The organism is Myxococcus sp. MxC21-1 (assembly GCF_032612255.1).
GTDB classification, from domain to species: Bacteria; Myxococcota; Myxococcia; order Myxococcales; family Myxococcaceae; genus Myxococcus; species Myxococcus virescens.
In genome coordinates this window covers 1935079-1959354 of record NZ_CP123278.1, presented here as the reverse complement: position 1 = coordinate 1959354, position 24276 = coordinate 1935079, and the positions used below count along the sequence as shown (strand labels likewise).

The 24276-nt window shown below is 68.4% G+C and carries 28 protein-coding genes and 1 pseudogene; 8 read left to right on the top strand and 21 right to left on the bottom strand.

Annotation, left to right across the window (positions count from 1 at the left end):
- Positions 1 to 48: 48 nt before the first annotated feature.
- Positions 49 to 417 (bottom strand): type II toxin-antitoxin system PemK/MazF family toxin, encoded by a 369-nt coding sequence (locus QEG98_RS09275; RefSeq protein ID WP_316566456.1) that lies wholly within the window; start codon positions 415 to 417, stop codon positions 49 to 51.
- A gap of 236 nt (positions 418 to 653) precedes the next feature.
- Between QEG98_RS09275 and QEG98_RS09270 the strand changes: the two genes are divergently transcribed.
- Positions 654 to 3119, top strand: coding sequence for a WD40 repeat domain-containing protein (locus tag QEG98_RS09270; protein WP_316566455.1), 2466 nt, complete (start codon positions 654 to 656; stop codon positions 3117 to 3119).
- Between the two features lie 69 nt (positions 3120 to 3188).
- On the opposite strand, the gene QEG98_RS09265 is transcribed toward QEG98_RS09270, so the two are convergent.
- Together QEG98_RS09265 and QEG98_RS09260 are read right to left on the bottom strand one after the other, a co-directional pair.
- Positions 3189 to 3497, bottom strand: a complete 309-nt coding sequence (locus QEG98_RS09265) for a hypothetical protein (protein ID WP_316566454.1) — start codon at positions 3495 to 3497, stop codon at positions 3189 to 3191.
- 50 nt (positions 3498 to 3547) lie between these two features.
- Positions 3548 to 3862 (bottom strand): hypothetical protein, encoded by a 315-nt coding sequence (locus QEG98_RS09260; RefSeq protein WP_316566453.1) that lies wholly within the window; start codon positions 3860 to 3862, stop codon positions 3548 to 3550.
- A 335-nt stretch (positions 3863 to 4197) separates the two neighbouring features.
- Between QEG98_RS09260 and QEG98_RS09255 the strand changes: the two are divergent.
- Positions 4198 to 4377, top strand: a pseudogene (locus QEG98_RS09255) (hypothetical protein); the annotation flags it as partial.
- Here QEG98_RS09255 and QEG98_RS09250 read toward each other — a convergent pair.
- Positions 4311 to 4571, bottom strand: a complete 261-nt coding sequence (locus QEG98_RS09250; protein ID WP_316566452.1) for a hypothetical protein — start codon at positions 4569 to 4571, stop codon at positions 4311 to 4313. The pseudogene QEG98_RS09255 and the gene QEG98_RS09250 overlap by 67 nt on opposite strands.
- A 20-nt stretch (positions 4572 to 4591) precedes the next feature.
- Here QEG98_RS09250 and QEG98_RS09245 point away from each other — a divergent pair, with 20 nt between their 5' ends.
- Together QEG98_RS09245 and QEG98_RS09240 are read left to right on the top strand one after the other, a co-directional pair.
- Positions 4592 to 5341, top strand: a complete 750-nt coding sequence (locus QEG98_RS09245) for a TetR/AcrR family transcriptional regulator (RefSeq protein WP_316566451.1) — start codon at positions 4592 to 4594, stop codon at positions 5339 to 5341.
- A complete protein-coding gene (locus QEG98_RS09240) occupies positions 5338 to 6360 on the top strand; it encodes an acyl-CoA desaturase (protein ID WP_316566450.1) in 1023 nt (340 codons plus the stop codon). The genes QEG98_RS09245 and QEG98_RS09240 overlap by 4 nt, the downstream gene beginning before the upstream one ends.
- Here QEG98_RS09240 and QEG98_RS09235 read toward each other — a convergent pair.
- Positions 6272 to 6661 (bottom strand): DUF1801 domain-containing protein, encoded by a 390-nt coding sequence (locus QEG98_RS09235; RefSeq protein WP_316566449.1) that lies wholly within the window; start codon positions 6659 to 6661, stop codon positions 6272 to 6274. The two genes, QEG98_RS09240 and QEG98_RS09235, sit on opposite strands and share 89 nt — an antisense overlap.
- Before the next feature lie 165 nt (positions 6662 to 6826).
- Between QEG98_RS09235 and QEG98_RS09230 the strand changes: the two genes are divergently transcribed.
- Positions 6827 to 7855 (top strand): hypothetical protein, encoded by a 1029-nt coding sequence (locus QEG98_RS09230; RefSeq protein WP_316566448.1) that lies wholly within the window; start codon positions 6827 to 6829, stop codon positions 7853 to 7855.
- 78 nt (positions 7856 to 7933) lie between these two features.
- On the opposite strand, the gene QEG98_RS09225 is transcribed toward QEG98_RS09230, so the two are convergent.
- Together QEG98_RS09225 and QEG98_RS09220 are read right to left on the bottom strand one after the other, a co-directional pair.
- A complete protein-coding gene (locus QEG98_RS09225; RefSeq protein ID WP_316566447.1) occupies positions 7934 to 9067 on the bottom strand; it encodes a trypsin-like serine protease in 1134 nt (377 codons plus the stop codon).
- A 307-nt stretch (positions 9068 to 9374) separates the two neighbouring features.
- Positions 9375 to 10946, bottom strand: a complete 1572-nt coding sequence (locus QEG98_RS09220; protein ID WP_316566446.1) for a carboxylesterase/lipase family protein — start codon at positions 10944 to 10946, stop codon at positions 9375 to 9377.
- 350 nt (positions 10947 to 11296) lie between these two features.
- On the opposite strand from QEG98_RS09220, the gene QEG98_RS09215 reads away from it, so the two are divergent.
- The gene (locus QEG98_RS09215; RefSeq protein ID WP_090484120.1) at positions 11297 to 12022 is read left to right on the top strand and encodes a DUF2652 domain-containing protein; all 726 of its coding nucleotides are present in this window, start codon (positions 11297 to 11299) and stop codon (positions 12020 to 12022) included.
- Between the two features lie 49 nt (positions 12023 to 12071).
- On the opposite strand, the gene QEG98_RS09210 is transcribed toward QEG98_RS09215, so the two are convergent.
- Positions 12072 to 12605, bottom strand: a complete 534-nt coding sequence (locus QEG98_RS09210) for a DinB family protein (protein WP_316566445.1) — start codon at positions 12603 to 12605, stop codon at positions 12072 to 12074.
- A gap of 77 nt (positions 12606 to 12682) precedes the next feature.
- Here QEG98_RS09210 and QEG98_RS09205 point away from each other — a divergent pair, with 77 nt between their 5' ends.
- On the top strand, positions 12683 to 13216 hold the full coding sequence (locus QEG98_RS09205) for an O-acetyl-ADP-ribose deacetylase (RefSeq protein WP_316566444.1): 534 nt from the start codon (positions 12683 to 12685) through the stop codon (positions 13214 to 13216).
- On the opposite strand, the gene QEG98_RS09200 is transcribed toward QEG98_RS09205, so the two are convergent.
- From QEG98_RS09200 to QEG98_RS09145, 12 genes are all read right to left on the bottom strand, one after another.
- The gene (locus QEG98_RS09200) at positions 13186 to 13890 is read right to left on the bottom strand and encodes a lysoplasmalogenase (protein WP_316566443.1); all 705 of its coding nucleotides are present in this window, start codon (positions 13888 to 13890) and stop codon (positions 13186 to 13188) included. The genes QEG98_RS09205 and QEG98_RS09200 overlap by 31 nt on opposite strands.
- 36 nt (positions 13891 to 13926) lie before the next feature.
- On the bottom strand, positions 13927 to 14391 hold the full coding sequence (locus tag QEG98_RS09195; protein ID WP_316566442.1) for a hypothetical protein: 465 nt from the start codon (positions 14389 to 14391) through the stop codon (positions 13927 to 13929).
- Between the two features lie 95 nt (positions 14392 to 14486).
- Entirely contained in the window at positions 14487 to 15443 is a 957-nt protein-coding gene (locus tag QEG98_RS09190) for an alpha/beta hydrolase (protein WP_316566441.1), read from the bottom strand.
- A gap of 156 nt (positions 15444 to 15599) precedes the next feature.
- The gene (locus QEG98_RS09185) at positions 15600 to 15731 is read right to left on the bottom strand and encodes a hypothetical protein (protein WP_316566440.1); all 132 of its coding nucleotides are present in this window, start codon (positions 15729 to 15731) and stop codon (positions 15600 to 15602) included.
- Positions 15728 to 16144, bottom strand: a complete 417-nt coding sequence (locus QEG98_RS09180) for a hypothetical protein (protein WP_316566439.1) — start codon at positions 16142 to 16144, stop codon at positions 15728 to 15730. Before QEG98_RS09180 ends, QEG98_RS09185 begins: the two co-directional genes overlap by 4 nt.
- Before the next feature lie 53 nt (positions 16145 to 16197).
- On the bottom strand, positions 16198 to 17157 hold the full coding sequence (locus QEG98_RS09175) for a hypothetical protein (RefSeq protein ID WP_316566438.1): 960 nt from the start codon (positions 17155 to 17157) through the stop codon (positions 16198 to 16200).
- Between the two features lie 327 nt (positions 17158 to 17484).
- Positions 17485 to 18027 (bottom strand): hypothetical protein, encoded by a 543-nt coding sequence (locus QEG98_RS09170; RefSeq protein WP_316566437.1) that lies wholly within the window; start codon positions 18025 to 18027, stop codon positions 17485 to 17487.
- Positions 18003 to 19556 (bottom strand): ArnT family glycosyltransferase, encoded by a 1554-nt coding sequence (locus QEG98_RS09165; protein ID WP_316566436.1) that lies wholly within the window; start codon positions 19554 to 19556, stop codon positions 18003 to 18005. Before QEG98_RS09165 ends, QEG98_RS09170 begins: the two co-directional genes overlap by 25 nt.
- A gap of 57 nt (positions 19557 to 19613) precedes the next feature.
- A complete protein-coding gene (locus tag QEG98_RS09160; RefSeq protein WP_316566435.1) occupies positions 19614 to 20912 on the bottom strand; it encodes a UDP-glucose/GDP-mannose dehydrogenase family protein in 1299 nt (432 codons plus the stop codon).
- 23 nt (positions 20913 to 20935) lie between these two features.
- A complete protein-coding gene (locus QEG98_RS09155) occupies positions 20936 to 21226 on the bottom strand; it encodes a glycosyltransferase (RefSeq protein ID WP_316566434.1) in 291 nt (96 codons plus the stop codon).
- A gap of 17 nt (positions 21227 to 21243) precedes the next feature.
- Positions 21244 to 22008: a hypothetical protein gene (locus QEG98_RS09150; protein ID WP_316566433.1), complete on the bottom strand. Its 765-nt coding sequence runs from the start codon at positions 22006 to 22008 to the stop codon at positions 21244 to 21246.
- Between the two features lie 13 nt (positions 22009 to 22021).
- Positions 22022 to 22735 (bottom strand): glycosyltransferase, encoded by a 714-nt coding sequence (locus tag QEG98_RS09145; protein ID WP_316566432.1) that lies wholly within the window; start codon positions 22733 to 22735, stop codon positions 22022 to 22024.
- Between the two features lie 26 nt (positions 22736 to 22761).
- Here QEG98_RS09145 and QEG98_RS09140 point away from each other — a divergent pair, with 26 nt between their 5' ends.
- A complete protein-coding gene (locus QEG98_RS09140) occupies positions 22762 to 22938 on the top strand; it encodes a hypothetical protein (RefSeq protein WP_316566431.1) in 177 nt (58 codons plus the stop codon).
- Between the two features lie 193 nt (positions 22939 to 23131).
- Here the strand turns inward: QEG98_RS09140 and QEG98_RS09135 are convergent, their stop codons facing one another.
- Complete coding sequence (locus tag QEG98_RS09135; RefSeq protein WP_316566430.1) at positions 23132 to 24271, bottom strand: glycosyltransferase; 1140 nt, start codon at positions 24269 to 24271, stop codon at positions 23132 to 23134.
- Positions 24272 to 24276 lie beyond the last annotated feature (5 nt).

The following is a 24276-nucleotide window of genomic DNA, read 5'->3' as shown; positions in this document are numbered from 1 at the left end:
CGCTTCTTTTTCGAGAAACGGCAGAACCCCTCGAAATCACGAGGGGCTTCACGGCCTCGTGAAGAACGACACCTGCTGGAAGCGCAGGCCGGCAAGAATCTGTTCCACCCGCGCGTCCGACAGCGCCCCGATTCGCGCTCCCAGACGCGCCTTGTCGACCGAGGACACCTGCGACACGACGACGACGCTCTGCTTGGGGAGGTTTCCCTCTCCCACTTCGAGCAGCACGTTCCCCGGCTCGCTGGCCCTGTGCAGGTTCGACGTCAGCGCACACACGACCACCGTCGTGATGCGTGAGTGATTGAAGACGTCGTCCTGGACCACCACGTGGGGGTGCGAATAGCCGGGGACCGGACCTCGTGAGTCGTCGGGCGCCACCCAGAACACATCACCACGGTTGATTCGCTCGGGGGACATGCCCTCGGGATCTCCTGTGCCTGCCTCCGGCCTGGCGGCCCGGCCTTCTTAGCGAGCGCGGAGCCTTCCTCCAAGGCATCCTCCATCAACTCCTCAAGGACCACGCCGACCGGGCCAGCCACGAGAAGCTGGGCTTCTGCGACGGGTGGGGCGCCGTCACGGAACAAAACTCGCGAGGCTTGCCGAACGCGGCGCCTGACACGGTGTAGGGTCGGCCCAAACGACCCGAGACGCGAATGCCCCACACCTCTCCGTCCCTCGAATCGCTGACCGAACTCTTCACCCTTGAGGGGCTCCTGGCGGAGCGAGGCCTGGATGCGCTCCTGGCCACCTTCGACGAGGTGCTCGCCGGGACGCCCCCGGATACACGCATCCTCAAGAGCGAAAGCCTGTCGGTCAGCCCCAGGACCTTGCAGGTGCTCCGGCGCGCGCTCGCGCTCGACGCGGCGTTTCTCCGGGCGCACCCCGAGACGCTCTTCCAATGCCTTTACAACCGCCTGCGCTGGTTCGATGCCCCAGACACGGCCGCGCACTTCGCGCCCACGGACGCGGGGCCCTGGAGCCACGCGGAAGCGCACCTGTGGAAGCTCGCGGAGCACTGGCGGGGGCAGTGGACCGCGCAGGAGGGCGCGTCCTGGGTCGAATCCCTGCGGCCCCTGCCCGAGGCGCTGGAAGGCGATGACCAGGTCCTGCGGCACGACGCCCAGGTGCTGTGCGCGGCCTTCAGTCCTTCGGGCGCCTGGCTCGCCACGGGCTCCTGGGAGGACGAGCGGAACGTCCGCATCTGGGACGTGGCCACCGGGACGCTCATCCGCCAACTAACGGGGCACGAGGGCGAGGTGCGCAGTATCGCTTGGAGCCCGGACGGGACGCGGCTGGCGTCCGGCTCACGCGACCACGACGCGCGCATCTGGGACGTCGAGACGGGCGCGCTACTCCACGCCATGACGCGCCAGGAGGGACAGGTGACGTCGGTGGCCTTCAGCCCGGACGGCCGCTGGCTCGCCGCGGCGAACCTCGGGTGGCGGGTGCGGCTGTTCGACGTGGCCTCGGGCCGGGAGGTGCGCACGCTCGAAGGGCACGAGCAATCCGTGTTGACGGTCGCCTTCCATCCCTCCGGCCGGTGGCTGGCTTCAGGCGCGTCGGACGACACGGTGCGCATCTGGGACCTGGAGACAGGCACGCAGACCGCTCGCATCCACAGCACCACCTCCGTCTCGTCCGTGGCCTTCAGCCCGGATGGCGATTGGCTCGTGCTGACCTCCATGGACGGCCTCATCCGAGTGGAGACGGCAGGCTGGACGCGCGTGCCCGGAGCGCTGGGCCAGGGTCCCTATTCCCAGGTCGCCTGGCTCGAAGGCGCACGGCTGGGCGCCCTTGCCTTCAACCGGGTGGAGCTGCTCGACGCGAGGAACGGAGAGGTGCTCCGGGTGCATCCCTACCCTTCCGACGGCCGTGAGCGCGGCGCCGCCTTCCTTCCGTCCGGCAAGCGTTTCGCGCTGACCGCGGCGAATGGGCGCACGCATGTCCGCGACCTGGATGCGGACCCCAGCCCCACCCTGCTGGCCGAACAGGACCGCGTCATGAACCTGTGGGGACATGCCGAAGGGGCATGGGGCATTACACGCCTGCACTCGGAGACGCGCGTCATCGATTCACAGGGGCAGGCCACGGCACTGCCTCCCGGCTCTCCGGCGTCCTACGCGCAGACCTGGCAGGTCAGTCCCGACGGCGCATGGCTGGCCCAACCCGAGCTGTCCTCACACGAGCGGCGCTACCGGCTGGGCATCCTGCTGCTCGACGCGCGGAGCCTCGCCCCCGTGCGCACCCTGCTGGCGCCCCCTGGCGAACAGGCCGCGAAGGCCCAGACGCTCCTCGTCAACAAACTTCCGATTGCCTTCTCTCCCGACGGGAAGCTGCTGGCGGCCGCCATCGAAGAGGGCGCGGTCCACCTCTGGCGCGTGGCGGACGGCACCTTGCTGCACAGGCTGCGCGGACCTGGAGGCCCCATCACCTGGGTGGACTTCACGCCGGATGGCACCTGTGTCGTGTCGGGACATGCGGCCAGCGAATGCGTGTACGTCCACGAGGTCCGGGGCGGCAAGGTCATCGTCAACACCGAAGCGGTGGTCGAGCCCACCCCCGCCTATGCGGCGGCGGCCAGCGCGCCCGTCATCGCCGTGGGCCGAGCGTCGGGGGAGCTCGTGCTCATCACGCTCCCCACCGGCGCCCAGCAGGTCCTGACGGTGAGCCAGGAGCCCGTCATCAGCCTGGGACTCTCCGCGGACGGCACGCGCGTGGCGGCCTGCAGCCTGGATGAGTGCGTGCGGATCTTCGATGTGCGAACAGGCGCGCGCCTGCATGAGCTTCCCCACCCGTCCCTGCCCTTCTCCGTCGCGATGAGCGGCGAGGTGCTCGTCACGCTGGCCGAAGACATGCACACACGCGTCTTCGACCTCGCCACGGGCGAACTGCGCACGGAGCTCGCTGGAAGCGTCACCACGGACGACGTCGTGTCCCGGCGCTACTGGGAGACGCTGGGCGAAGGCCCCGTCACCTTCCACTTGCAACAGGACACCACACCCCGGGCCCGCTTCCAGGATGCGATGGAAGAGATTCTCATCCTGAAGGACGGGCTCGTCCTGGGACGGGGCCGCACCGAGCGGGACTTCTTGTACGTCCTGAAGCTCCACATGCCCTGAGCATCCGGAACCCGCGGAAGCCTCTCTCCCCTCTCTGCTGGACTGGAGAGAGGCCCCGCGACCTACGCGCTAGCAGTCCTTCCAATCCGCCCCCGCGTAGCCCAGCCCCCGCTTCGCGCACTGGTACTTTCCGTGATTGCGGCAGTTGCCATACACGACATTGGGATAGGGACCTCTCCAGACGTTATCGGAGCACCGGATGAAGCAGCAGGCCCTGAGGGCGCTGACCGTTCCATCCTCGGCGCTGGGGTCCTCCTGTTCCAGGTACTGCTCTGGAATGGCGATGGACTCCTGCGGCTCCTGCGACTCCTCGGGCAGCGGACCACCACAGCCCATGGCCAACAGCGCCCCCATCCACAGCGGCAACATGCTCTTCATTTGATTTCTCATGGCTTCAGCCCTCACGTGTCCTTGCACACTGCCAATGGCTAGCAGTTCCGCCAGGCGTGCCCTTGATAGGTGAGCTTCTTCTGCGGGCAGTAGTACCTGCCGTACTTCGCGCACAGGTCGTACTTGATGGAGGGAAAGGGGCCGTACCAGGTCCCGCTGCATTTGACGTTGCAACAGATGGCGGCACTCTCGACTTCGCCCTCACTGAGATACTCAGCGGGAATCCCTGGCGGGGAGGATTCCTCCTCGACCGGTTCGCCCGGCGGCGTTTCCTCTCCGTCGGCGGGTCCGCATCCCACCAGCAGCACCACGCCGGCAATCCACGCAAACCAACGTCCATGGCCATTCTTCATGGAATCCTCCCAGGCTCAATCCAGACAAGAAGGCCGCGAGCCACCGGCCTCCTGTTCATTGGACCGAATCGAGGTTCCTGACGTTCCCGCGCCACCCCTGCGTCATTTCAAACCAGACAAGACAAACAGACTCCGTGCAGAAGCATCCAGTCCGCTGCGACTTCCCGACTGGAGCATGAAATGACATCAGCCCCTCTCAGAGCCTCAATCTCTGACGCGGCGGCATTCCGGATTCCCTCCACCCAAGAATGCGAGATGGCGCGGACGTGGGGCAAGGGACGCACCTTCACCCGCCCACAAGCCCCCTTCGAAGACGCGCGTCCCCAAGGACGTGAATGCTGCTCGACGAATTGCTCCAGCGTCGCCACCACGCCGGGCAGGGCGCTGCACTCCAGCTCCCTTGCCAGCTGGCCCGCAGCCAGGGGGTGTCCCACTGGCCGGCCTTTGCCTACAGCGCGTCGAAGACGGCACTGAATGCGCTGGCTGTCGGGTTCGCCCATGAGCTGCGCGACGACGGAATCGTCGTCCGTGTCGTCAACCCCGGCTTCGTGGCCACCGACCTCAATGGCCCCACCAGCGCGTTGACGACGGACGAGGGGGCGGAGTGCGTGATGCGAGCAACGCAGCTGCCATTGCCGGCGACAGGCAGCTTCACGATTCGCTTGCGCTCGCCCTTCGCCCCGGGCATCTTTTCGGTAAACGCGTTCACCGAAAAAAGGGGGGGAGGCCATGGCGACGCGGAACAAGGCCGGAGCGACTGGCGGGCCCAAGCGGGGACGCCCCCGGGGCCGGACGGAGCAGGGCCACGAGACGCGCCAGCGGCTGTATGCGACCGCGCTGGGGTTCATCTCCGCGCGGGGTTACGAGGCCACCCATCTGCGGGACATCGCCAAGGAGGCGGGGGTGAGCGTTGGCCTGCTGTACCGGTACTTTCCCAGCAAGCGCGCCATTGTCCTGGCGCTGTACGACGAGTTGTCCTCGGCGTATGCGGCGCGCGCCGAGGCGTTGCCCGCCGGTTCCTGGCGGGAGCGCTTCCTGTTCGCGCTCCGGGCCAGCCTTGGCGTGCTCGGGCCGCACCACGAGGTGCTCAAGGCGCTGATTCCCGTGCTCGTGGGCGGAGAAGAGGACGGCCTGTTCGCGCCGCAGACGGCGTTCTCCCGGCAGCGGGTCCAGGCGGTCTTTGAAGACGCCGTGGCAGGCGCCACGGACGTCCCGAGCAACGCCACGGTGGCCCATGCACTGGGCCGGCTGCTCTACGTCGCTCACCTGGCCGTGGTGCTGTGGTGGCTGCTCGACAAGAGCCCACGTCAGCGCGCCACCGAGGGCCTGGTGTCGATGCTGGCGGGCCTGCTGCCCCCTGCATCACTCCTGCTCCGGCTGCCCGGTGCCGGAAGCATGGTCCTGGGCGCGGACGCCCTCTGCCGGCAGGCGCTCTTCGGCGAACCGGCGCGTGCCCAGGCGGAAAAGGTGACGCGATGAATACCGCGACGCTGGGACATCCCGAGCTCTCCCTGCACGGGAAAGGCGCAGGCGAGCCGCGCGCGAGCACCGCATTCCTGGTGCCGCCCGAGGTGGGCCGCTTGCGCTTCGATGCGGCGCGGACGCTGTGGCTCTGGGGCATGCTCATCCCCGGCGTCACCGTGGGGCTCGCGGCGGCGACGCCCACCACGGTGGCGGTGTCGCTCCTGCTCACCTTCGCGACGCTCTGCCTGGGACACTCGGTGGGCCTGCATCGCGGCGTCATCCACCGCACCTACGAGGCGGGCCCTCTCACCCGCGGCGTGCTCGCGTACCTGTTCGTGCTGAGCGGGCTCGGCGGCCCCCTGTCGTGGGCACGCCTGCACGCGGTGCGCGACTACTGGCAGAACCGCCCCGACTGTCCGCGCTACTTCGCCTATGAGCACTCGATGGCCCGCGACTTCGGCTGGAACCTGCACCTGCGCTTCGAGGCCGCGGATGACCGGGCCCTGGCGCGGCTTCCTCCAGACGTATTGACGGACCCGTGGCTGCGCTTCCTGGAGCGCACGTGGCCGCTCCACGTGCTCGGGCTGGCGGGGGTGGTGCTCGCGGTGCTGGGCTCCGAGGCCGTGGCCCTCTGCGTTTGCGCCCGCACGGCCGCCGGCATTCTCGGACACTGGGCCGTGGGCTACGCGGCCCATGTCTGGGGAGAGCGGCGCTACGCCCTGCCGGGCGCGGCGGAGAGCGGTACGAACATCTGGGTGCTTGGCGTGCTGTCGTTCGGCGAGGGCTTCCACAACAACCACCACGCCTTCCCAAACTCCGCGCGCATGGGCCAGAGGGCGCACGAGCTGGACCTGGGGTGGTGGGCCATCCGAGGGCTTCGCCGGCTGGGGCTCGTGCGGGATGTACGGGTACACCCCATCCGACCAGGCCCCCACACCAGAGCGCTTACTGCGAGGTCGCTTCCATCCACTGGACCACGACCTGGCACAGCGCCTTCTTCTTCGCCTTCACCTCCGCCAGGTCGCGAAGCGTGACGATGGCGCGGTCCGGGGCGGCCCACTGAAGCAGGCCGCTGGTGTCCTCGAAGGAGAAGCCTTGCGTCGCCTTCACCTTCGCGCCCCGGTGGAAGATGAGCTGAACGCAGTCCTTGGGCTTCAGCTTGAATGTCACCCGGTCATCGTCCTTGAAGCAGAAGCTTGGCGCGTTCCATTTGATGCGCTCCGCGATGCCGGGATGGGCGGCCAGGATGGCGGTGCGCAGGCTTTCGACTTCGTCCTTCCGGGCATGTTCGAGCTCCTGCATGAATCGCTCGACTTCTTCGGACCGGTTCGACACGCGTGTCGCCTCTCTCCAGCACCATGACATTTCGAGCGGGCTGGTGGACGCGGCATAACCCGGCCCATGAGCGAAGTCAGCAGCCAGCAATCCCAGGATGCAGGGCGAGTCAGGGGTCTGGTGTATGGAGCCTCCTCCCCCGCCGTACCCCAGGAGGAATCCTCGATGCGTCGTCTTGTTCCAGCCCTTCTCTCCGCGAGCCTGATGGTCGGATGTGGTCCCACCGGCTCCGAATCCGAGCCGTCTTCTTCGTCCACGGAGCACCAGGACGCGCCGCTCACCACCACGGACGTGGACGTGGCCCCGGAGTGTCAGGGCCTGCTCACCTTCGTCAACACGGCGTCCCTGTCCACGCTCGACGCGTACCTCCCCAGTGACGTCGCCCAGAACCTCGTCGGCTACCGCGCGACGGCGCCCTTCTCCACGTTGGCGCAGGTGTCCGGTGTCCGGGGTGTCGGTCCGGTGCGCCTGACTCAAATCGAGGGTGGCGCCCGCGCGCTGGGCTACATCACCAGCACCTGCGCCGGCATCCTGGACGAGCTCGCGCTCTCCACCGATGACGCGGCGGCCTTGGTCAACCTGGTGAACACCATCGACAGCAGCGCGTTGTACGCCGTCCTGCCGTACGCGTGGAACGGCGCGACGAACCTCCTCAACCTGCGGCCCTTCACGTCGGCGGAGGCCATCTCCGAGGTGACTGGCATCGGCACGGTCAGCCTGCGCAACCTCCGCAACGCGGCCACGCAGGGCTACGCCCTGACGGCGCTCATCGCCGTGATCAACGCGCAGGAGGAGAGCCTGTGGACGTCCCGCCTGAGCCAGGACTTCGACATCCAGGACGTGATTGACGGCGCCCACGGCAACGGCGAGTTCGACAGCGCGCAGTGCTTCGGCATCGACCCCAGCCTCTTCCCCGCGGGCCAGGTCTGGACGGTCCGCCCCGAGCTGGCCACGGGCACCGAGGTCTACAACGAGATTGAGAGCACGGTCGGCTACGCGGACCGCAACGAGCCGCTGCCGGAGCCGCTCCACACCGACGGTCTGGCGGAGCTGCAGGCGCGCACCGCCGGGCGCACCTTCAAGGGCTGCTTCATCAGCTACGAGAAGGGCCCGTGGGGCGGCATCCAGGTCAAGTTCTACGTCGACACGGTGACCGGATACCGCATCCTGTCGGAGCAGCACTGGTCGGAGTGATTCCGCATTGAAGCACCCCAGGCCCGTCCATGGGGCCTGGGGGTTTCAACGGGACGTCACCCGCGAGCCTGCGCGTGATTACGGAATCGTGGCCGTCACGGACACGCCCGAGTAGGACGAATAGCCGCGCACGGACACGTACCAGGTGCCAGCCTGGGGGTTGGAGAAGTTGCAGGTCTCCTCGTTGCCGGACAGATAGGGCCGGCAGTTGTAGGCGCTGGTGGTGGGCTGCGAGCCGCTGCGCACATAGAGGTCCGCGTCACCCGAGCCCCCCGACTGCGTCACCTTGAGCGACGTCGTGCCGCTGGGGACCGTGATGGCGAAGTGCTTCCAGGTGCTGGACGAACCGGACAGGTTCGTCTGGGCAAGCAGCGTGGTGCCGGGCGGCGGGGTCGTCCCACTGAGCTTGGAGTCGATCCAACTCTCGAAGTACGACACGCGCGCATACATGCCCGGGTAGCGCGCGTCGGCGCAGCCGTAGCCCCAGCTCACGACGCCCGCGAGCTTGCGGGTGCCATTGTGAACGACGGTGAGCGGACCACCGCTGTCGCCCTGGCACGAGTCCTTGCCCGGCGCCTTGGCGCCAATCTGATCCGGGCCAATGTACTCATTGGGGTAGCTTTGCTGCGCCTCCGTGTTCGAAATCACGTTGACGTCCACCGTGCGCAGGGTGGCGGACCCCGAACCACCGGAGGAGGTCGCACCCCAGCCCGTCACGCGCGCGACCACGGCCGGGTCGGTGGCGCCGCTCGCGGCATCCGCCGCCGAGACGCGGGGAATGGCCGCGACGGTGGTGCCATTGAGGTCCAGCGACGTGGCCAGTCGGAGCAGGGCAACGTCGTTGCCGGAAGCGCCGTAATCTTCATGAATGATGGTCTGCGCCACGTTGCGCGTCTGGCCCGTGCTCGTGTTCGAGCTCGAGGTGGAGCCCGCCACGATGCTGCTGACGGCGTAGCCATCCACACAGTGCGCCGCGGTCAGAATCCAATCCTTGTTGAGGATGGAGCCACCGCACCAGTGGCCGCCGTACCGCAGGGACACCTGCCACGGATTCTCATTGATGGTCGTGGTGGTGCCACCGACGATGTCCTGCTCGATGGTCGCCGGCGCCACCGACTCCGCCTGCTCCTCGACCATCTCCGGACCGCAACCGACCAGCAACGACATCGCGCCAACCGTCGACCACCGCCGCATGACCTTCACTGACATCATGGAGACCTCGGGTATCTGGGGAAGACGCAAAGCAGCAAAGTGCGAATAGCCGCCTCACGCTTCAAAAACAGTAACACACGATCTTCCCCATCTACCAGCCCCGCCCTGGTTGAAGCGCCACCGCTTTCGGAGACGCTCACACTTTGCGACATGCCTGTTTCATTACATCTCCGCCACACTTTGGAATGGGACGGAGCGTTGATGACTTGTCATTGGAGCCGCGGGCCGAAGTGACGACGGCGACATGAAGCAGCCCGGCGGTGTGATGCGACACACCACCGGGTCTTTCACACCCCTGACTATCTGACTATGGGCGGCTTTCCGGCCGCGTGTTGCTGCTCGCGGTGGCTGCGGACGAGGTGGCGCGAGGCAGCTTCGGCGGAGGCGGCTTGGCAAGGCTGTCCAGGAAGGGCATGAGGTTTTCGGCGGCTTGCAGGATGTCGCGCTCGAAGTCCGTCACCCCCTGGGGTGAGACATCCAGCCTCAGCAGCCTGTCTTGCGTCTCCGTGTGCCCCTCCCAGCGCACCTGGGCCACGGGCCCGGGCGCGCCCGTGCGCGCGAACTGGACCAGTGAATCCACCAGGTGACGCATGAACGTCCGGTCCTCCTCCGTGAACAACTCTCCGGCGGGTGGCACGTCCGCGGCCGTCTCCAGGAAGTAGGGCACCTCGCCCCCATGAGGCACCCCCAGACGCTGCCGGGGGGCGAGCATCTTCGCGCGGTACTCGAAGTAGTAGCGCCACACCGCGGCGCCGCGCTCCGCGTGGCGGGTGGCCAGCAAGCGGGGCATGACCGTGAAGACGAAGTCGCGGCACATCCGCCGGCCAATCTCCCGGTCATCGTTTACGTCAGGGTAGAGCTGGCGGATGGACTCGGCGAAGGCGCCCAGGCGTTCAAGGATGGTGGCGGGGTCGATTCCGAACGAGGACACCACGCTGGAGTCGTCACTCGTGCTGCCAAGGATGAGCGGCAGGGAGAGTTGCTCTCCTCGCGCGAAGGTCTCGCGGATGGGCTCGGGAAGGACGGAGTCTCCGTAGATGGGACTGGGCGCGTTCGCGGTGTCCGCGGGGAGCATCCAGAACTTCTCCGGCGCCAGCTCGCGCAGTTCCTTCATGGTGGCCAGCAGCCGGTCCAGCCCATTCCTCCACGCGAAGGCCATGCCGGCCAGCCGCGCGTCCGCCAGGGGCTTCTCCTGGAGCACGTACGCGCTCATGGCCACGCCCCGGCGGAAGAGGTTCTTCTCCCGCACCTGCGGCGACGTGAAGAGCGACAGGACGCTCTTGGCGCCCGCCGACTGTCCCATCACGGTGACGTTGCCGGGGTCGCCGCCGAACCGCGCGATGTTGTCGCGCACCCATTCCAGCGCCAGCATCTGGTCCAGCAGGCCGAAGTTCGCTGGCCCACCCGGATTCTCCTTCTCCAGCGCCGGATGCATGAAGAAGCCCAGGTGCCCCAGGCGGTAGTTGAAGGTCACCAGCACCACGTCGCGCGACGCCAGATGAATCCCTTCATAGGGCGGCAGGCGGCCCGAGCCGATGACGAAGGCACCGCCGTGAATCCAGAACACCACCGGCAGCTTCGCGCCCGCATCCAGCTTGGGCGTCCACACATTGAGGAAGAGACAATCCTCGTGCATCTCACCGGGGTCGCCACCGCCGGCCTCGATGCAGGCCTGACGGGACTGGTGCGCGGAGAAGCCGAAGTTGAAGGCCTCGTGGACACCGGGCCATGGAGTGGCGCGCTCGGGCGCCTTCCAACGCAGCGCTCCCGTGGGAGGCTTCGCGTAGGGAATGCCCCTGAAGACAGAAATCTTCCCCTCGACCAGGCCCTGCACCTTGCCTTCCTTCGTGGATACCTCAGGCGTCTTGATGACATTCATCGACCGGCTCCCTTTGGTTGTGCGACTGCACGTGCGACAAGTAAAGACACACGCACCCAGACTCCTGCGGAGAAGCCCTCGTGCACCCATTCGGTCTAGATGAGCGAGCGTGAGATAGAATTGAATGGCAATTCCTGGCAACACACCCCTGCCAGAAACCCGCTTTGCTGAAAGCGTTCGCTGGGAACACGACACCCGCCCCGTCCTGGAGTCGGGCAGGGCGCGGGCTCGGGCCTTCCCTGCTCCCGGACCGCAAGCCGCGCCAGCGTCCGCGCGAGCCGCTCCGGGTGGACGGGCTTCAGCATCTTGTTCGCGTCAACTTCCGGACACTGTGTTAGGGTGGCCGCCGCATGGCGATCGAGAAGGCGCTTCTGCTCATCGCGGATATCGGCGGTTACACCCGCTTCATGAGTCACCACCGCTTCAGCCTTGCGCACGCGCAGGAGACGGTGGCGCAGCTGCTCGAGGCCGTCATTGACGCCTCGGGCCCGCTCAAGCTCGCCAAGCTCGAAGGAGACGCGGCGTTCTTCTACGCCGTGGGCGACGATTTTCCCGGCTTCGCCCGGAAGGTCGCGGACATCCGCCGCGCCTTCGTTTCACGGCGAGAGCAGTTCATCGCCGACCGCATGTGCAAGTGCGACGGCTGCATGCAGGTCAGCTCCCTGACGCTCAAGTTCGTGGCCCACGCCGGTGAGGTCGCCTTCCAGCGCGTGAAGCACCTCACCGAGCTGGCGGGCGTGGACGTCATCCTGGTGCACCGGATGCTGAAGAACGACGTCCCCGTCACGGAGTACGTCCTGATGACCGACGCCGTGCACCAGGGGCTCGCGCCGGAGCTCCGCCAGCTCACCCAGGGGCTGGAGCACGACTTCGAGGGCATGGGGCGCACGGCGACGCACTACCTGGACCTGAACGCGTTCGTTCTCGCGGCGCCCGAGCCCGTGCGCCCGAGCCTGCCGCGCAAGCTCTGGGCCAAGCTGAAGCTGGAGCTGAGCTCGATGAAGTACGTGCTGGGCCTCAAGCAACCCTGCGAGAACTTCCGCAACGTCGAGGTCGTGGACGCCCAGAAGCCGTAACGGGCGCCCGCGATTCAGGGGTGTGTGCCTCCGCGCCCCCTGCGGCACGTTACCCTGGCGGCCGGGGCGCAACGGCCAGGACGAAGCGCGCGTAGCCAATCTCCGCCGCGTTCTTCATCAACTCCAGGTTGACCCAGGCCACGATGTCCCCGAAGGGCTTGCCTTGCAGCGACCAACGCGTGCGCTCCGTGGAGCGGAGGTCCTCGTCGCTGAGTTGCTCGATGGCGGCGCGCCACTCCGTGTACCGCCGCGAAATCAAGTCGCGCACGGCGTCCGCGGTACCCGGCCACTCCACCTGCTCCCGCGTCAGGGTGGCATCCCCGAACGAGTGGTTGTGAACCATGGACCACCAGAACCCCAGGTGCCACGTGAGCCAGGCCACACTCGCCGGCCCCAGGTCGTAACCTTCATGCTCGGGCCACTCGACATGCCACTTTCCATCCGGGCCCTGCTGGACATGGAGGCCCACGGACGCGGGACGGCGCAGGCAGTCCTCCGTGGTCAATCCCTCCAGGTGATAGAGGGTGAGTGCCCAGGCGATGTCGAGTTGTCCCAGGAGCGTGTCTCGGAGTGGATTGGACATGGGCGCAGGATAGACCGACGTCCCGCGGACCCGACACGGGACGTGCGCCAGGAGTTGAACCAGGAAGAGGGGATGACATGAGCGATGAGCGATTGGTGCTGATGCGGGGAGACATCACCCAGGTCCAAGCGGATGCGATTGTGAACGCAGCCAACTCCACACTGTTGGGAGGCGGAGGCGTCGACGGGGCCATCCACCGAGCGGCGGGGCGCGGCCTCCTGGCCGAATGCCGGCCCCTGGGACGTTGCCCTCCAGGAGAAGCGCGCATCACCGGAGGCCATGCCCTCCCCGCCAAGCATGTCATCCACGCCGTGGGGCCCGTGTGGCAAGGAGGAAGCAGCGGCGAGGAGACCGTGCTCGCGCGCTGCTACCGGCGGGCCTTCTCCCTGATGGAACAGCACGGCCTTGGCACCATCGCCTTCCCGTCCATCTCCACGGGCGCCTATGGGTACCCCATCGAGCGGGCGGCGCGAATCGCCTTGCGCGAGATTCTGGCCGCGCTGCAACGCATGCCGACCCTCCAGCGCGTCACCGTGGTGCTATTCAGCGACAGGGACCTCGAGGTGTACCAACGCGCACGTCAGGCGCTAGAGCCCACCCCTTCGGCCTGAAGGGTTCGCGGCGCGTCAGACTGGCGGGGCTCGCGAGCGGAGACGGCGATGCACCACTGCGCGGCCCAGTAACACAGCATGATGGCGTAGCCGGAGCCCGGCAGCGGGCGCACGAAGAGCTTGAGCGCCAGCAGTCCGTCACTGACGGCGAACAGCAGCGCCCCCGCGAGCGCGAACCCCTGCGCGCGACGCGAAAGCCCCGGGCTCCCCAGCATGGCCCACGCACGCCATGTCATCGCACAGATGACGGCGACGTAGGCCGTCACCGGGAGCGCCATCTCGCCCAGGTGGGGCCAGAGAAAGGTGCTGGCCCCCACCGCCAGGAACACGAAGGGCAGCGCCCTGCCCCACCGCGGCTGGCGCGACACCGTGACGTACGCTGCGACGTAGCTCACGTGCGCCAGCAGGAAGGCCCCCAGGCCCGGGAGGAACAGCCCTGGCCCCACGTCCAGCAGCACGTCTCCCAGCAGCGACAGCGCCAGGCCGGCGAATATCCACCGCCCGTAGCGTCCGAGCGGCGGCCACTGCCACAGGAGCAAACAGAGCATGGGCAGCGCCTTCGCGGCCACCCGGACGTCCGCACGGGCCACGTCCAGCGCGAGGAGGTATCCCACCGCCCCCGCGACACCCACCGCCGCGACGAATTTCGTCGCACTGCCAGACGCGCTGCGCATGGGCGGCACCATATCCCGGCCGCCCGGCTGTGGCGCTCAGGGACGCGGCGACTCCAGAATCTCCACGTTGGCAATCCAGTTGCGCTTCCGGCGCGCGAGCCGCGTCGCGGCATCCTCGTCGTCGAAGCTGCCCGAGCTGCGGCGAATCCGCGCCGGGTCGATACCCTCGAACGCGTTGACGTTGACGACCGCGTAGAGCTGGCCGTCGATGCGGCTGGTCACCACGGGAACGACGCCGCACCGGCCACAGGTGTGGAACTCCGCGGTCCGCGTGCCGAAGACATATCGGGAGACCTGTGACGGCTCCTGGACCGAGATTTTGAGTGTCCCCCCTGGATGAGACGTCCAGACCGCCACGTGCCGGGTGCAGAACGAACAACCACAGGCCCGTGCGGGAATCTCGTCCGGGCTCGGCTCCCAGACGAGCGTGAAGGACAGATTCCCGCAGTGGCACTTCCCTGGAATCACCATGAGCGCGACCTCCGTTGTATCGACGCTCACCTATACTTCATCCCGCTCACGCCGCCACGGGTTGAGAGGGATTGCAGCACAGTCGCGCCGCCCTCCAAGCAGCACACCTTCGGAGGGCGCGCGGCTCAGGCCGGCAGCTTCTTCAGGAAGGCCAGCAGCGCGGCGCTCACCTCGGCGGCGCGCTCCTGCTGAACCCAATGCCCCGCGCCGGGAACGACGTGGATGTCGGCCAGGTTCGGCACCAGGGCCTTCATCGGGTCAACGGGCGAGAAGGCACGCACCGGGTCCTTCTCTCCGACGATGTAGAGGGCCGGCTGCGGGATGACCGCCGTCGCCAGCTCAGGCAGTTCGTGCCAGTCCCGGTCCATGTTGCGGTAGCGATTGAGCCCGCCCCGGAATCCACTGCCGGCGAGCTCCTTCGCGAAGTACGCGACGTCCGCCTCGGTGAGCCAGCCGGGCAAGGTCTCAGGTACGTCGAGCCTCGCGAGGAAGCCTTCCCCCTTCTTCTTCGCCAGCACGACGGGATTCGTCACATCGAAGCCGGGGGTGCCCGTGAGAATCGCCCGGACCGTTCTCGGGACGTCCGCCTCGAACTCGGCCTCGGCCACGCCGGGCTCCTGGAAATAGAGGATGTAGAACCACTTCTCAGCGAACATGCGCTGGAACAGTTGAATCGGCGGCATGGGCGCGCGGCCCAGATGGGGAACGCTCATTCCCACCACCGCGCGGAAGCGGTCGGGATGCAGGGCGGCACAGTTCCAGGCGATCGCCGAGCCCCAGTCGTGGCCGATGACGACGGCCGTCTTCTCCCCCAGCGCATCCAGCAGGCCCACCACATCACCCACCAGTTGCTTCATGCTGTACGCCTCGATGGCCTCCGGCTTGTCGCTCTGGCCGTAGCCACGGACGTCTGGAGCCACCACGTGGTACCCCGCCTCCGCCAACGCCGGAAGCTGATGGCGCCACGAGTACCAGGACTCCGGCCAACCGTGCAGGAGCACCACGAGCGGCCCCGAACCCGCCTCCGCGATGTGCAGGTTGATGCCATTCGTCTTCACGGTTCGATGCGTGATGTCAGCCATGGGTGTGCTCCAGAGGTGACCATGTCCTCCATGTGAAGGAGGACATGCAAGGCGACGGAGAGCCGACTGTCGCGTCTCATGCCACTTCATCTGTGGCGTGAGACGCGGCCAGTCAAGCGATTCGGCAGGTGGGGTGACTGGGTGGGGTGTCGTGACTCAGTAGTTGACCACGCCGTTCGGGAGCAGCAGGCGGTGGCTCCCCATGTCCATGATGGAGCGAGCCACGTCGAGCTGCACCACCGCGCGGCCACGCAGCGCCAGCTCGTGCACGGGCGCCTCGAAGGTCACCGGAGCGACGCTGGCGTCGACGAAGCCGGCGCCCTCCGCCCGGGCATAGCCGCCGAGCCCTCCAGTTGGAGCGTCACGCGGACGCGCTCCACGCCTTCCGGCACGTAGAAGTAGGCCACCAGGTGCGCGTGGTCGGCCTGGGCCACATCCACGCTGTCTTTCGCCAACTCCACCTTGAGCGGGGCCCCGTCCGCGGTGACGCGAACAGCACCGATGGGGAGCTCCAGCTTGTCGTAGCCTTCCGCCGCCGAGCCGCGGAGCCGCAGCTCGAAGCGCTGCCCGTCCTCCGTCTGGACCGGACCGGACGGAGCGGGTGGCTCGCCCTGGACGGAGTCGAGCCGCTCACTGCCCCCACCGCAGGCCGTCAGGGCGAGGGCCGCGCAAACACACGTGGACAACATGATTTTCTTCATGGCGTGTCTTTCCTTGAGATTTGAAGGGTGTCTTGGATTGAGTTGGGAACGGCTCAGGGCGAGCAGCTCTGGCCGGAGTTGGAGGTCGGGTCGACGGCGATCGCCTCCGCGGCCTGGGGCGTCGACGGACCGGGGATGAAGCCGGGCGGGAGCGGGAGCGAGTCGCAACCGTTGTTGAAGGCGTCCACGGGGTCGATGAGGCCCGAGATGACATCACACTGGGTGGTGTTCAGGGCGGCAACCGCATCCGTGAGGAGCGTCGTCGGGTCGGGCGTCGCGCCGAACAGGCGCTGGTTGCAGATGCCCACCAGCGTCTGGCGCGCGAGCAGGAAGCGGAGCCGGTCCAGCTGGCTGCGCATCCCTCCCGCCGGGTACATGGCCGGGTCGCCCCACAGGATGCCTTCCGCTTCGGGCAGCGTGGTGATGGTCCCGATGGCACCCAGGTTGATGGGCCCCTGCGCCAGGCACTGCGTGACCGTCAGGATGCGGTTCTTGTAGAAACCGAGCGTCCGCGTCGGGCCGGTGCACTCGACGGGAGGCGGCTCTTCCCGCTCGCACGTCAGGCGCGCCGAGCACATGGCCGAGCCCAGGTCGAACGTCACCCTGAACGTGTTGTCGATGTGGTTGTCCGCCACGCCATCCTGCGCGGCAATGGTCACGCACTCGTCGTAGCTGCCGATTTGCAGCGCGAAGTTCGACGTCAGCGAGCCACTGACAGGAATGCTCACCGGCGGCGGCGGAGAGAACGTGAAGCCCTCGCTCGACAGCACGTCATCGGTCGCCGTCAACAAGATGGACGGCAACGTCGGGTGGACGTTGGTGACCTTGAAGCTGTAGTTCGCGGTGTAGGGATAATCGTCCGCGACCACCACCGACTGACCATTGACCTTCTTTTCGCAAATCAGGTCGTGGGCATTCGCGACGCCGCTTCCGCCCACCACCACCGCACAAACCGCGGCAACCCACTGCTGCTTCTGCTTCATCCGCATGGTTCCGACCTCGTTCATGAGCACCAGGCTCGGACGCGGCGGATTTCACCGTTTGTGCCACGTCTGGGAAGACGCGGGGCGACAAGCCCCTGACACAAGGATTCCCCATGGGAGGTAGGTGTTACGCCCTTCCTCTCGCATGATGGAAAAACGCGTCCCACAGTGGGGAGCGCGACGGTGGACCTGAAGCAACATCAGGGCTCCGCGAGGAGGGTAATTGCCTCACCCGCGACCGTCCGCACGCCCTGCTGACCTGGGCGAACGCTTCCCATGTCCCGCGAGATGCCTCGGCAGTGAAGTTCCCTGCACCCGACAGGCATTGGCCCCACGGGGCTTTGCGACGCTTTTTCCTCAGGCACCCGGACGGGAGAACGTCACCCGCTGGCCATTGGCGCCCAGCTCCAGATGCGTCACGCCGGCGCTGGGAGGCCCCAGCACGGGCACGATGAACCAGCTGGCGCGCCGCAGCGTGGCGGGCTGTCGCAGCGCGGCGCCGGGCTCCAGCATGCGCTCCACGCTTCCGCCCGGTCCGTGGAAGACGACGCGCAGCGCGCGAGGCACGCCATGGGCGCGGACGTAGAAGGCATACCGGTCACGGCCCCCACCCGCGTGGCCCGCCGCGACGCCCAGCACCTCCATGTCCTTCTCACGGAAGGCCAACGGCATGACCCCATCAGGGAGTGGCGCGGGTTCGGACCGGGGTGCCTCCAGGTCATAGGCGCGCAGCGCGGCATCCGGAGGCACACCGGGGACGGGGGCATAGCGCTCCGCGAGCGGCGAGACGAGGTAGGGGTGATAGCCGTGCTTGCGAGCACTCACGACGTCGGGCGGCCGCCGGTACGTCATGCGGTTGCTCCAGAACATGAGGCTCAGGTACTCCATGGAGTTGGGCACGTCCGAGTCCTGCGCGAGGAAGAGGACACTGCGCGCCGGCGTCTGCTGGTCGAGCGCGCGCCCCACCTCGCGGGAGTAGGTGACGTACAGGTCGTCCAGATGCCTGGCCTGGTAGTCTGCCTTCGCCACTGGGAAGGTGACGGCCAGCAGCCACGCGAGCACGCCCGAGGCCAGGAGCCCCAGCCCCTGGGGCGCCCAGGACAGCTTCCGCGGCAGGCGCCAGCACACGAGCGCGGCGAGCAGCGCCGCCGCGGCGGCCACGACCAGTCCCTCGGCGAGCCCGGGCCGGGCGCGCGTCTGCACCAGCACCGTGGGGAGCACGGCGCGGACATCACCGAGCACCGGCAGGTGCTTGACGAACCACGGCGTGGCGACCGCCGCCAGGAGCGCCGCCGCGAGCGCGGGATGGCGTCTGGCATCCGCGCCCGTGATGGCCAACGCTGCCAGGACGGCGGGCACCGCCCCCAGGCAATGGCGGGGACCTTCACCACGCTCAGTGACAACACGAGCCAGGTGGCCCCCACCCACAACGCGAGCCCCACCACCTCCAGTTCCCGCCGGCGCACCGCGCGCACCAGCAGCCACACGAAGGCGAGCAGCGGCAACACCGCGGGCAGCGGCGCCAGGCTCTGGGTGTTGACCTCGTTCAGGAGGGCATCCACCGGCCGGTGCCAGGGCCCCACGTCCACCGTCGGGTCGGCGAAGAGGTGGGCGCGCGTCACCCGCGCCTCCAAGTCATGCAGCTCCGGCCAGCGCCATGCGGAGTAGAAGCTCCATGGCGCGGCCAGGAGCACGGCCATGCCCACCATGGCCACCACCGTGCTGAACCTCGGCCCCGGACAGAAGCGCAGCCGGCTGAGCGCCCACAGCGTCGCCGCGATGCCCAGGGGCGTCAGCGCGAGCCCCGTCTTGCAAAGGAAGCCCAGCCCCACGGCCGCCCCTGCCGCCAGCCCCCACCGCCAGGAGTCCTGGCGCGTGGCGTGGAACAGGAGCGCCACCGCGATGGCGTTGCAGCCCGTCAGGGTGCAATCCGTCACATCGCCGAAGATGCGCCCCTGGACGAGCTGCCAGCCAAAGGGCATGGCGAGGAAGCCCGCCGCCCCCAGCACGGCCCAGAAGCGCCCGGCGGGCCTGCGCGCGATGAGATAGATGGACACCGCCGCGGCCAGATGCCCCAGGAGCGAGGCCAACCGCAACGCCAGCGGCGTCACGCCCACCACGTGCATCATCAGCGCGCCGAACCAGAAGGGCCCCGTGGGCTTGTGCATCCACACGTGCGCGGCCCACCAATGGCGCGGGTCCGCGGGGAAGACCGGGTCCTTGTAGATGTGCGGCGTGAAGAAGGTGTCGTGCGTGCCGCGCGCGGCGGCCTGGTGCATCGCCTCGTCCCAGATGTAGATGGCCGGATGCGCCAGGTGAGGCGCCAGTTGGGCCAATCCCCAGACGACGAGCGCCACGATGAGCAGTCCATCGAGACGCTTTTGAAAAGCATCGGGGGGCGCGGCGACAATCGGGGCGTCGGTGCTCATCGGGGCGATGCGCGGGGATAGCACCCCAAGCCCGCCAGAGCCACTCGGAGCCGTGCGTCAGTCGCGCCCGATGCCGATGTAGGTGAAGCCCTCGCTCCGGGCGAGCCGCGGGTCGAGCACGTTGCGTCCGTCGAAGATGATGGGGCGGCGCATCAATGCCCGGAGCCGCTTGAGGTCCGGGCGGCGAAACTCATTCCATTCCGTGACGAGGAAGATGCCATCCGCGCCCTCGGCGGCCTCGTAGCAGGTGGGCGCGTACGCCACCCGGTCACCGAAGTACTGCCGGGCCACCGGGCTGGCCACCGGGTCATGGCATTGCACGCGCGCGCCCTTGCCAAGCAACCCTTCGATGAGCTCCACGGAGGGCGCCTCCCGCATGTCATCCGTCTTCGGTTTGAAGGCCAGGCCCCACACGGCGAAGGTGTGGTCAGCGAGGCTGCCGTAGAGCTTCAACGCCTTGCCGAGCAGACAGCGCTTCTGCCGTGTGTTGGTGGACTCCACGGCCCGCAGCAGGTCCAGCTCCAGGCCCGCTTCACGCGCGGTGGACATCAACGCCCGCACGTCCTTGGGGAAGCAGCTGCCGCCATAGCCGATGCCCGGATAGAGGAACGCATAGCCGATGCGGCGGTCCGCGCCCATGCCCTTGCGCACCAGGTCCACGTTGGCGCCCACGCGCTCGCACAGCAGGGCCATGTCATTCATGAACGAGATGCGCGTGGCCAGCATGGCGTTGGCCGCGTACTTGGTGAGCTCCGCGGAGTGGGGGTCCATGAAGAGGATGGGGTTCTCCGTCCGCACGAAGGGGGCATAGAGGTCGCCCATCAGCTTCCGGGCCCGCTCGGACGTGGTGCCGATGACGACCCGGTCCGGCTTGAGGAAGTCGTCCAGCGCGGCGCCTTCCTTGAGGAACTCCGGGTTGGACACGACGTCGAAGGCCACATCCGTCGTGCGCGCCACCGCGGACCGCACCCGGTCCGACGTCCCGACGGGAACGGTGCTCTTGTTCACGATGACGGTGTAGTGGCGCAGGGACCGGCCAATCTGTTCCACGGCGACGAGCACGTGCTGGAGGTCGGCGTCTCCCCGCTCCGACTGGGGCGTGCCCACCGCGATGAACACCACCTGGGCCGGCGACACCGCCTCCGGCAGGTGTTCGGTGAAGCGGAGGCGCTGTGCGGCGACGTTGCGCCGGACCAGTTCCTCCAGCCCTGGCTCGTAAAGCGGAATCTCCCCGCGCCGCAGCACCTCCACCTTCCGCGCGTCCAGGTCCACGCAGGTGACGTCATGCCCTGACTCCGCGAAGCAGGTCCCCGCTACGAGCCCCACATACCCCGTTCCGATGATGGCGATCCGCATGGTGCTGTCTCTCCCAGACTTCGCTAGCCCCCTCGCTCCGCCTCCAGGACGTAGTCCTCCAACGTCCGCGCCCGGTGCTCCGCGGTGTGCTCCGCCAGCACGCGCTGCCGCGCTCGCTGCCCCATGGCCTGACGTTCCCGCTCGGGGACTTCCCGGAGGTAGCGCAAGGTCTCCGCGCCGGAGCGCGTGACGAAGAGCTCCCTCCCCGGCTCGAAGAAGGTCTCCAGGCCCGCCCAGTCGTCACTGATGATGGGCACGCCGCAGGCGGCGGCCTCGAAGAGGCGCACGCTGGGCGAATGGCCCGCACGCACCATGTCCGCGCGCGTGACGTTCAGGGTGTAGCGCTGGGCGTTGTAGAAGGCCGGGTGCTCCGGGGGCGCCGGTGCTCCACGCGCGTGACGTTCGCCGGCCAGCGGAGGCCTTCGGGATACTGGGGGCCCGCCACGGCGAAGCGCCCCTCGGGCCACGTCCGCGCGGCGTCCAGCATCAGCCGCTCCAGCACCGGCTGGCGGTCCTCGCTGTAGGTCCCCAGGTAGCCCAGCTCCCAGCGCGGCTCGCACGTCGCCGGGACGTGCAGCGCTGGGTCACAACTGCAGTAGAGCGGCCGCGCGGCGGGGGAACCCAGCTCCCGTTCGATGCGCTCCAGCGTGGGGCCGCCCGTGAAGGACAGGTAGAGCTGGTAACCCGGCACCAGCTCCGGCCGCAGGTACTCACAGGCTCCTCGCGCCAGCCGCGCGAGCGTCACCGGCGTGTCGATATCATAGAAGGCGGTGACGCCCCGCGCGGTCCGCTGCACCCACGCGCCTGCCTCCACTCCCTGGGGGACGTAGGAGCCCACCATGACCAGGTCCGCCTCACGCACGTGTGTCGTGAAGCGCTCGGTCAGGTCGTCCAGGCTGGCGTACAGCTCGGTGCGTCCGTGCGGCGGGTTCGGCAGGTCCCGGTTGGCGGCGTACCAAGGGACGTCCCGTTCGAGGAACCACACGTCGTGCCCGCGCCGCACCAGCCCACGCACCAGCCCGCGATAGGTGGTCGCATGGCCGTTGCCCCAGCTGGAGGTGATGGACAGGCCGAGGATGACAACCTTCATTCGCACGCCCTCCCCTTCCTCATGCGACGCACTCCCGCGTCGTGGTGGCGGACCCGGTCCGAAGCCCCAGGGCCGCCTCCACCTGGGAGACGCGATGCAGGTACGTGTGTCCGGCCAGCACGCGCCGGAGCGCGGCCTGACCGATGCGCCGGGCCTCCGCGTCCGTCAGCCGGCGGACATGCTCGGCCACCTCCTCCCCGGAGCGGGCCACGAGCACCTCGCGTCCTGGCTCCAGGAAGAGCTCCACGCCCAGGAAGGCATCGGTGATGAGGCATGCCCCCGCGCCGGCCGCCTCGAAGACACGCGTGGCGGGAGAGAAGCCGAAGCGCGCCATGCTGTCGCGGTGGATGTTGAGCACCGCGCGCGCCGAGCAGTTCAGCGCATTGTGTTCGTGCGTGTAGACGTGCCCCAGGCGCGTCACGTTGGAGGGCAAGGGGCGCGCCTCCCAGCCGCTGCCACCCAGCAGGAAGCGCGCGCCGGGCAAGTGCTCCGCGGCCTTCAGGAAGAAGGCCTCCACGCGGGCTTCGCGGTCCGGCAGCCGGTTGCCCAGGAAGGCCGGTCCCCGTGAAGCGGGCCTCCACCGGCGCCGGGTGGTGCGTGGAGGGGTCCAGCGCGTTGTAGATGGGGACGCACTGGCGCGCGCCCAGCGCCCGGTAGGCGGACACCACCGGCTCGCCCCCGCCGTAGGTGAAGACGTGGTCATACCGGGGCACGAGCGCGCGGAGCGGGTCATCCGGATGATGCTCCAGCCGCTCCAGCGTGGCGGGCGCGTCCACGTCCCAGAACACGACCTGGGTGCCAGGGCGCTTCAGGTCGAGCACCCGGGCCTCCAGCAGCGCATCGAACACGCCCACGCCGCTGGCCTTCACCACCACGTCCGCGTGGCGCGCCTCCTCCAGGCACCGCTCCACGTCGGCCGTTCCCTGCTCGGTGTAGACGACCACGCGCGCCCAGTCCGGGTCCGCCATGTCGCGGTGCTGCTGTCGCCCGAAGGCATCCGGTTCGTAGAAGGTCACCCGGTGCCCCCGCGCATGCAGCGCGCGGATGAGTCCGCGGTAGTAGGTGGCCGCGCCGTTCCAGTAGGCCGAGACGAGGCTGGAACCGAAGAATGCGATGCGAAGTCCCCTGCTCATGCGGTGACCCTCCCCCGTGACAACGCCCCCGCCTGCGTGGCCTGGGGCACCAGTGACGCGTGGATGCGCAGCAATTCGTCCACCCGGTGCGCGCACGTGTGGCGGGCCAGCACCGTGCGGCGCCCCTGCGCGGCGAGCGCACGGCGCAGGTCCGCGTCCGCCAGCAGCGCTCGCAGGTGGTCGCGCATCCGCGCGCCGGTGTCCGCGACCAGGTAGTCGCTTCCCGGTGTGAAGAGTCCTTCCACGTCGCGCCACGGCGCGCTCACCAGCGGAATGCCACAGGCGAGCGCCTCGAACGGACGGATGGTGGGGATGCCCGGCAGGGACGTGGCGTAGGGCCGCCGGGGAACGTGGACCGTCACGCGCGCCCTGGCGAAGGCCTCTGGCACCCGGTGGTTGGTCAGCCACCCCGCGTAGGTGATACCCGCGCGCGCCAGCGCCGCTCGCGCCGCGTCCGGGTAACGCACCCCGTGCACCCGCGCCTTCAAGCCCAGCGTTTGTGCCGGGCCGAGCAGGAACTCATGCAGCTCCGTGGTGCGTTCCTCGTCACCCCAGTTGCCAACCCAGACGACGTCGTCTTCCGGCGAAACCTCGGGCCGTGGGTGGAACACACGCGTGTCCGCGGCCTCGTGCCACGTCCACGCGCGCCGAGCCCAGCCCTGCTCCAGGTAGAGCCGCTGGAGGACGCCGCCAAAGGCGAGCACGCCGTCATAGTGGGCCAACTCGTAGCGGGCCATCTCCTCCCGGGCGCTCACGCCCCGGTGGTGCGTGTCATGGAAGAGCAGGCGGAAGGCGTCGCTCACCTGGCGATGCTCGCCCAGGCGGCGCACCAACGCTGGCGGGTTCCACTCGTGGACGAGGACGAGCTGTGCCCCGTCCAGGGCCCGGTCCAGGTCCAGCGTCGCCAGGTCGTATCGCTCGGGTCGCACATGCGGATAGACGCGTCGTACTTCCTCCAGCATCGCCGGGCCCTCTGCCTCCTGCAGGAGGTTGCGCAGGCTCCAGGCCTCCTCGGGCTCGAAGACGCGGACGTCGTGGCCGCGCAGGGCCAGCTCCGTCACCACGCCGCGCAGGAAGTGCGCATTGCCGTGGTTCCAGTCCGACAGAAGCGAGTGGCAGAAGAAGACGATGCGCATGCGCG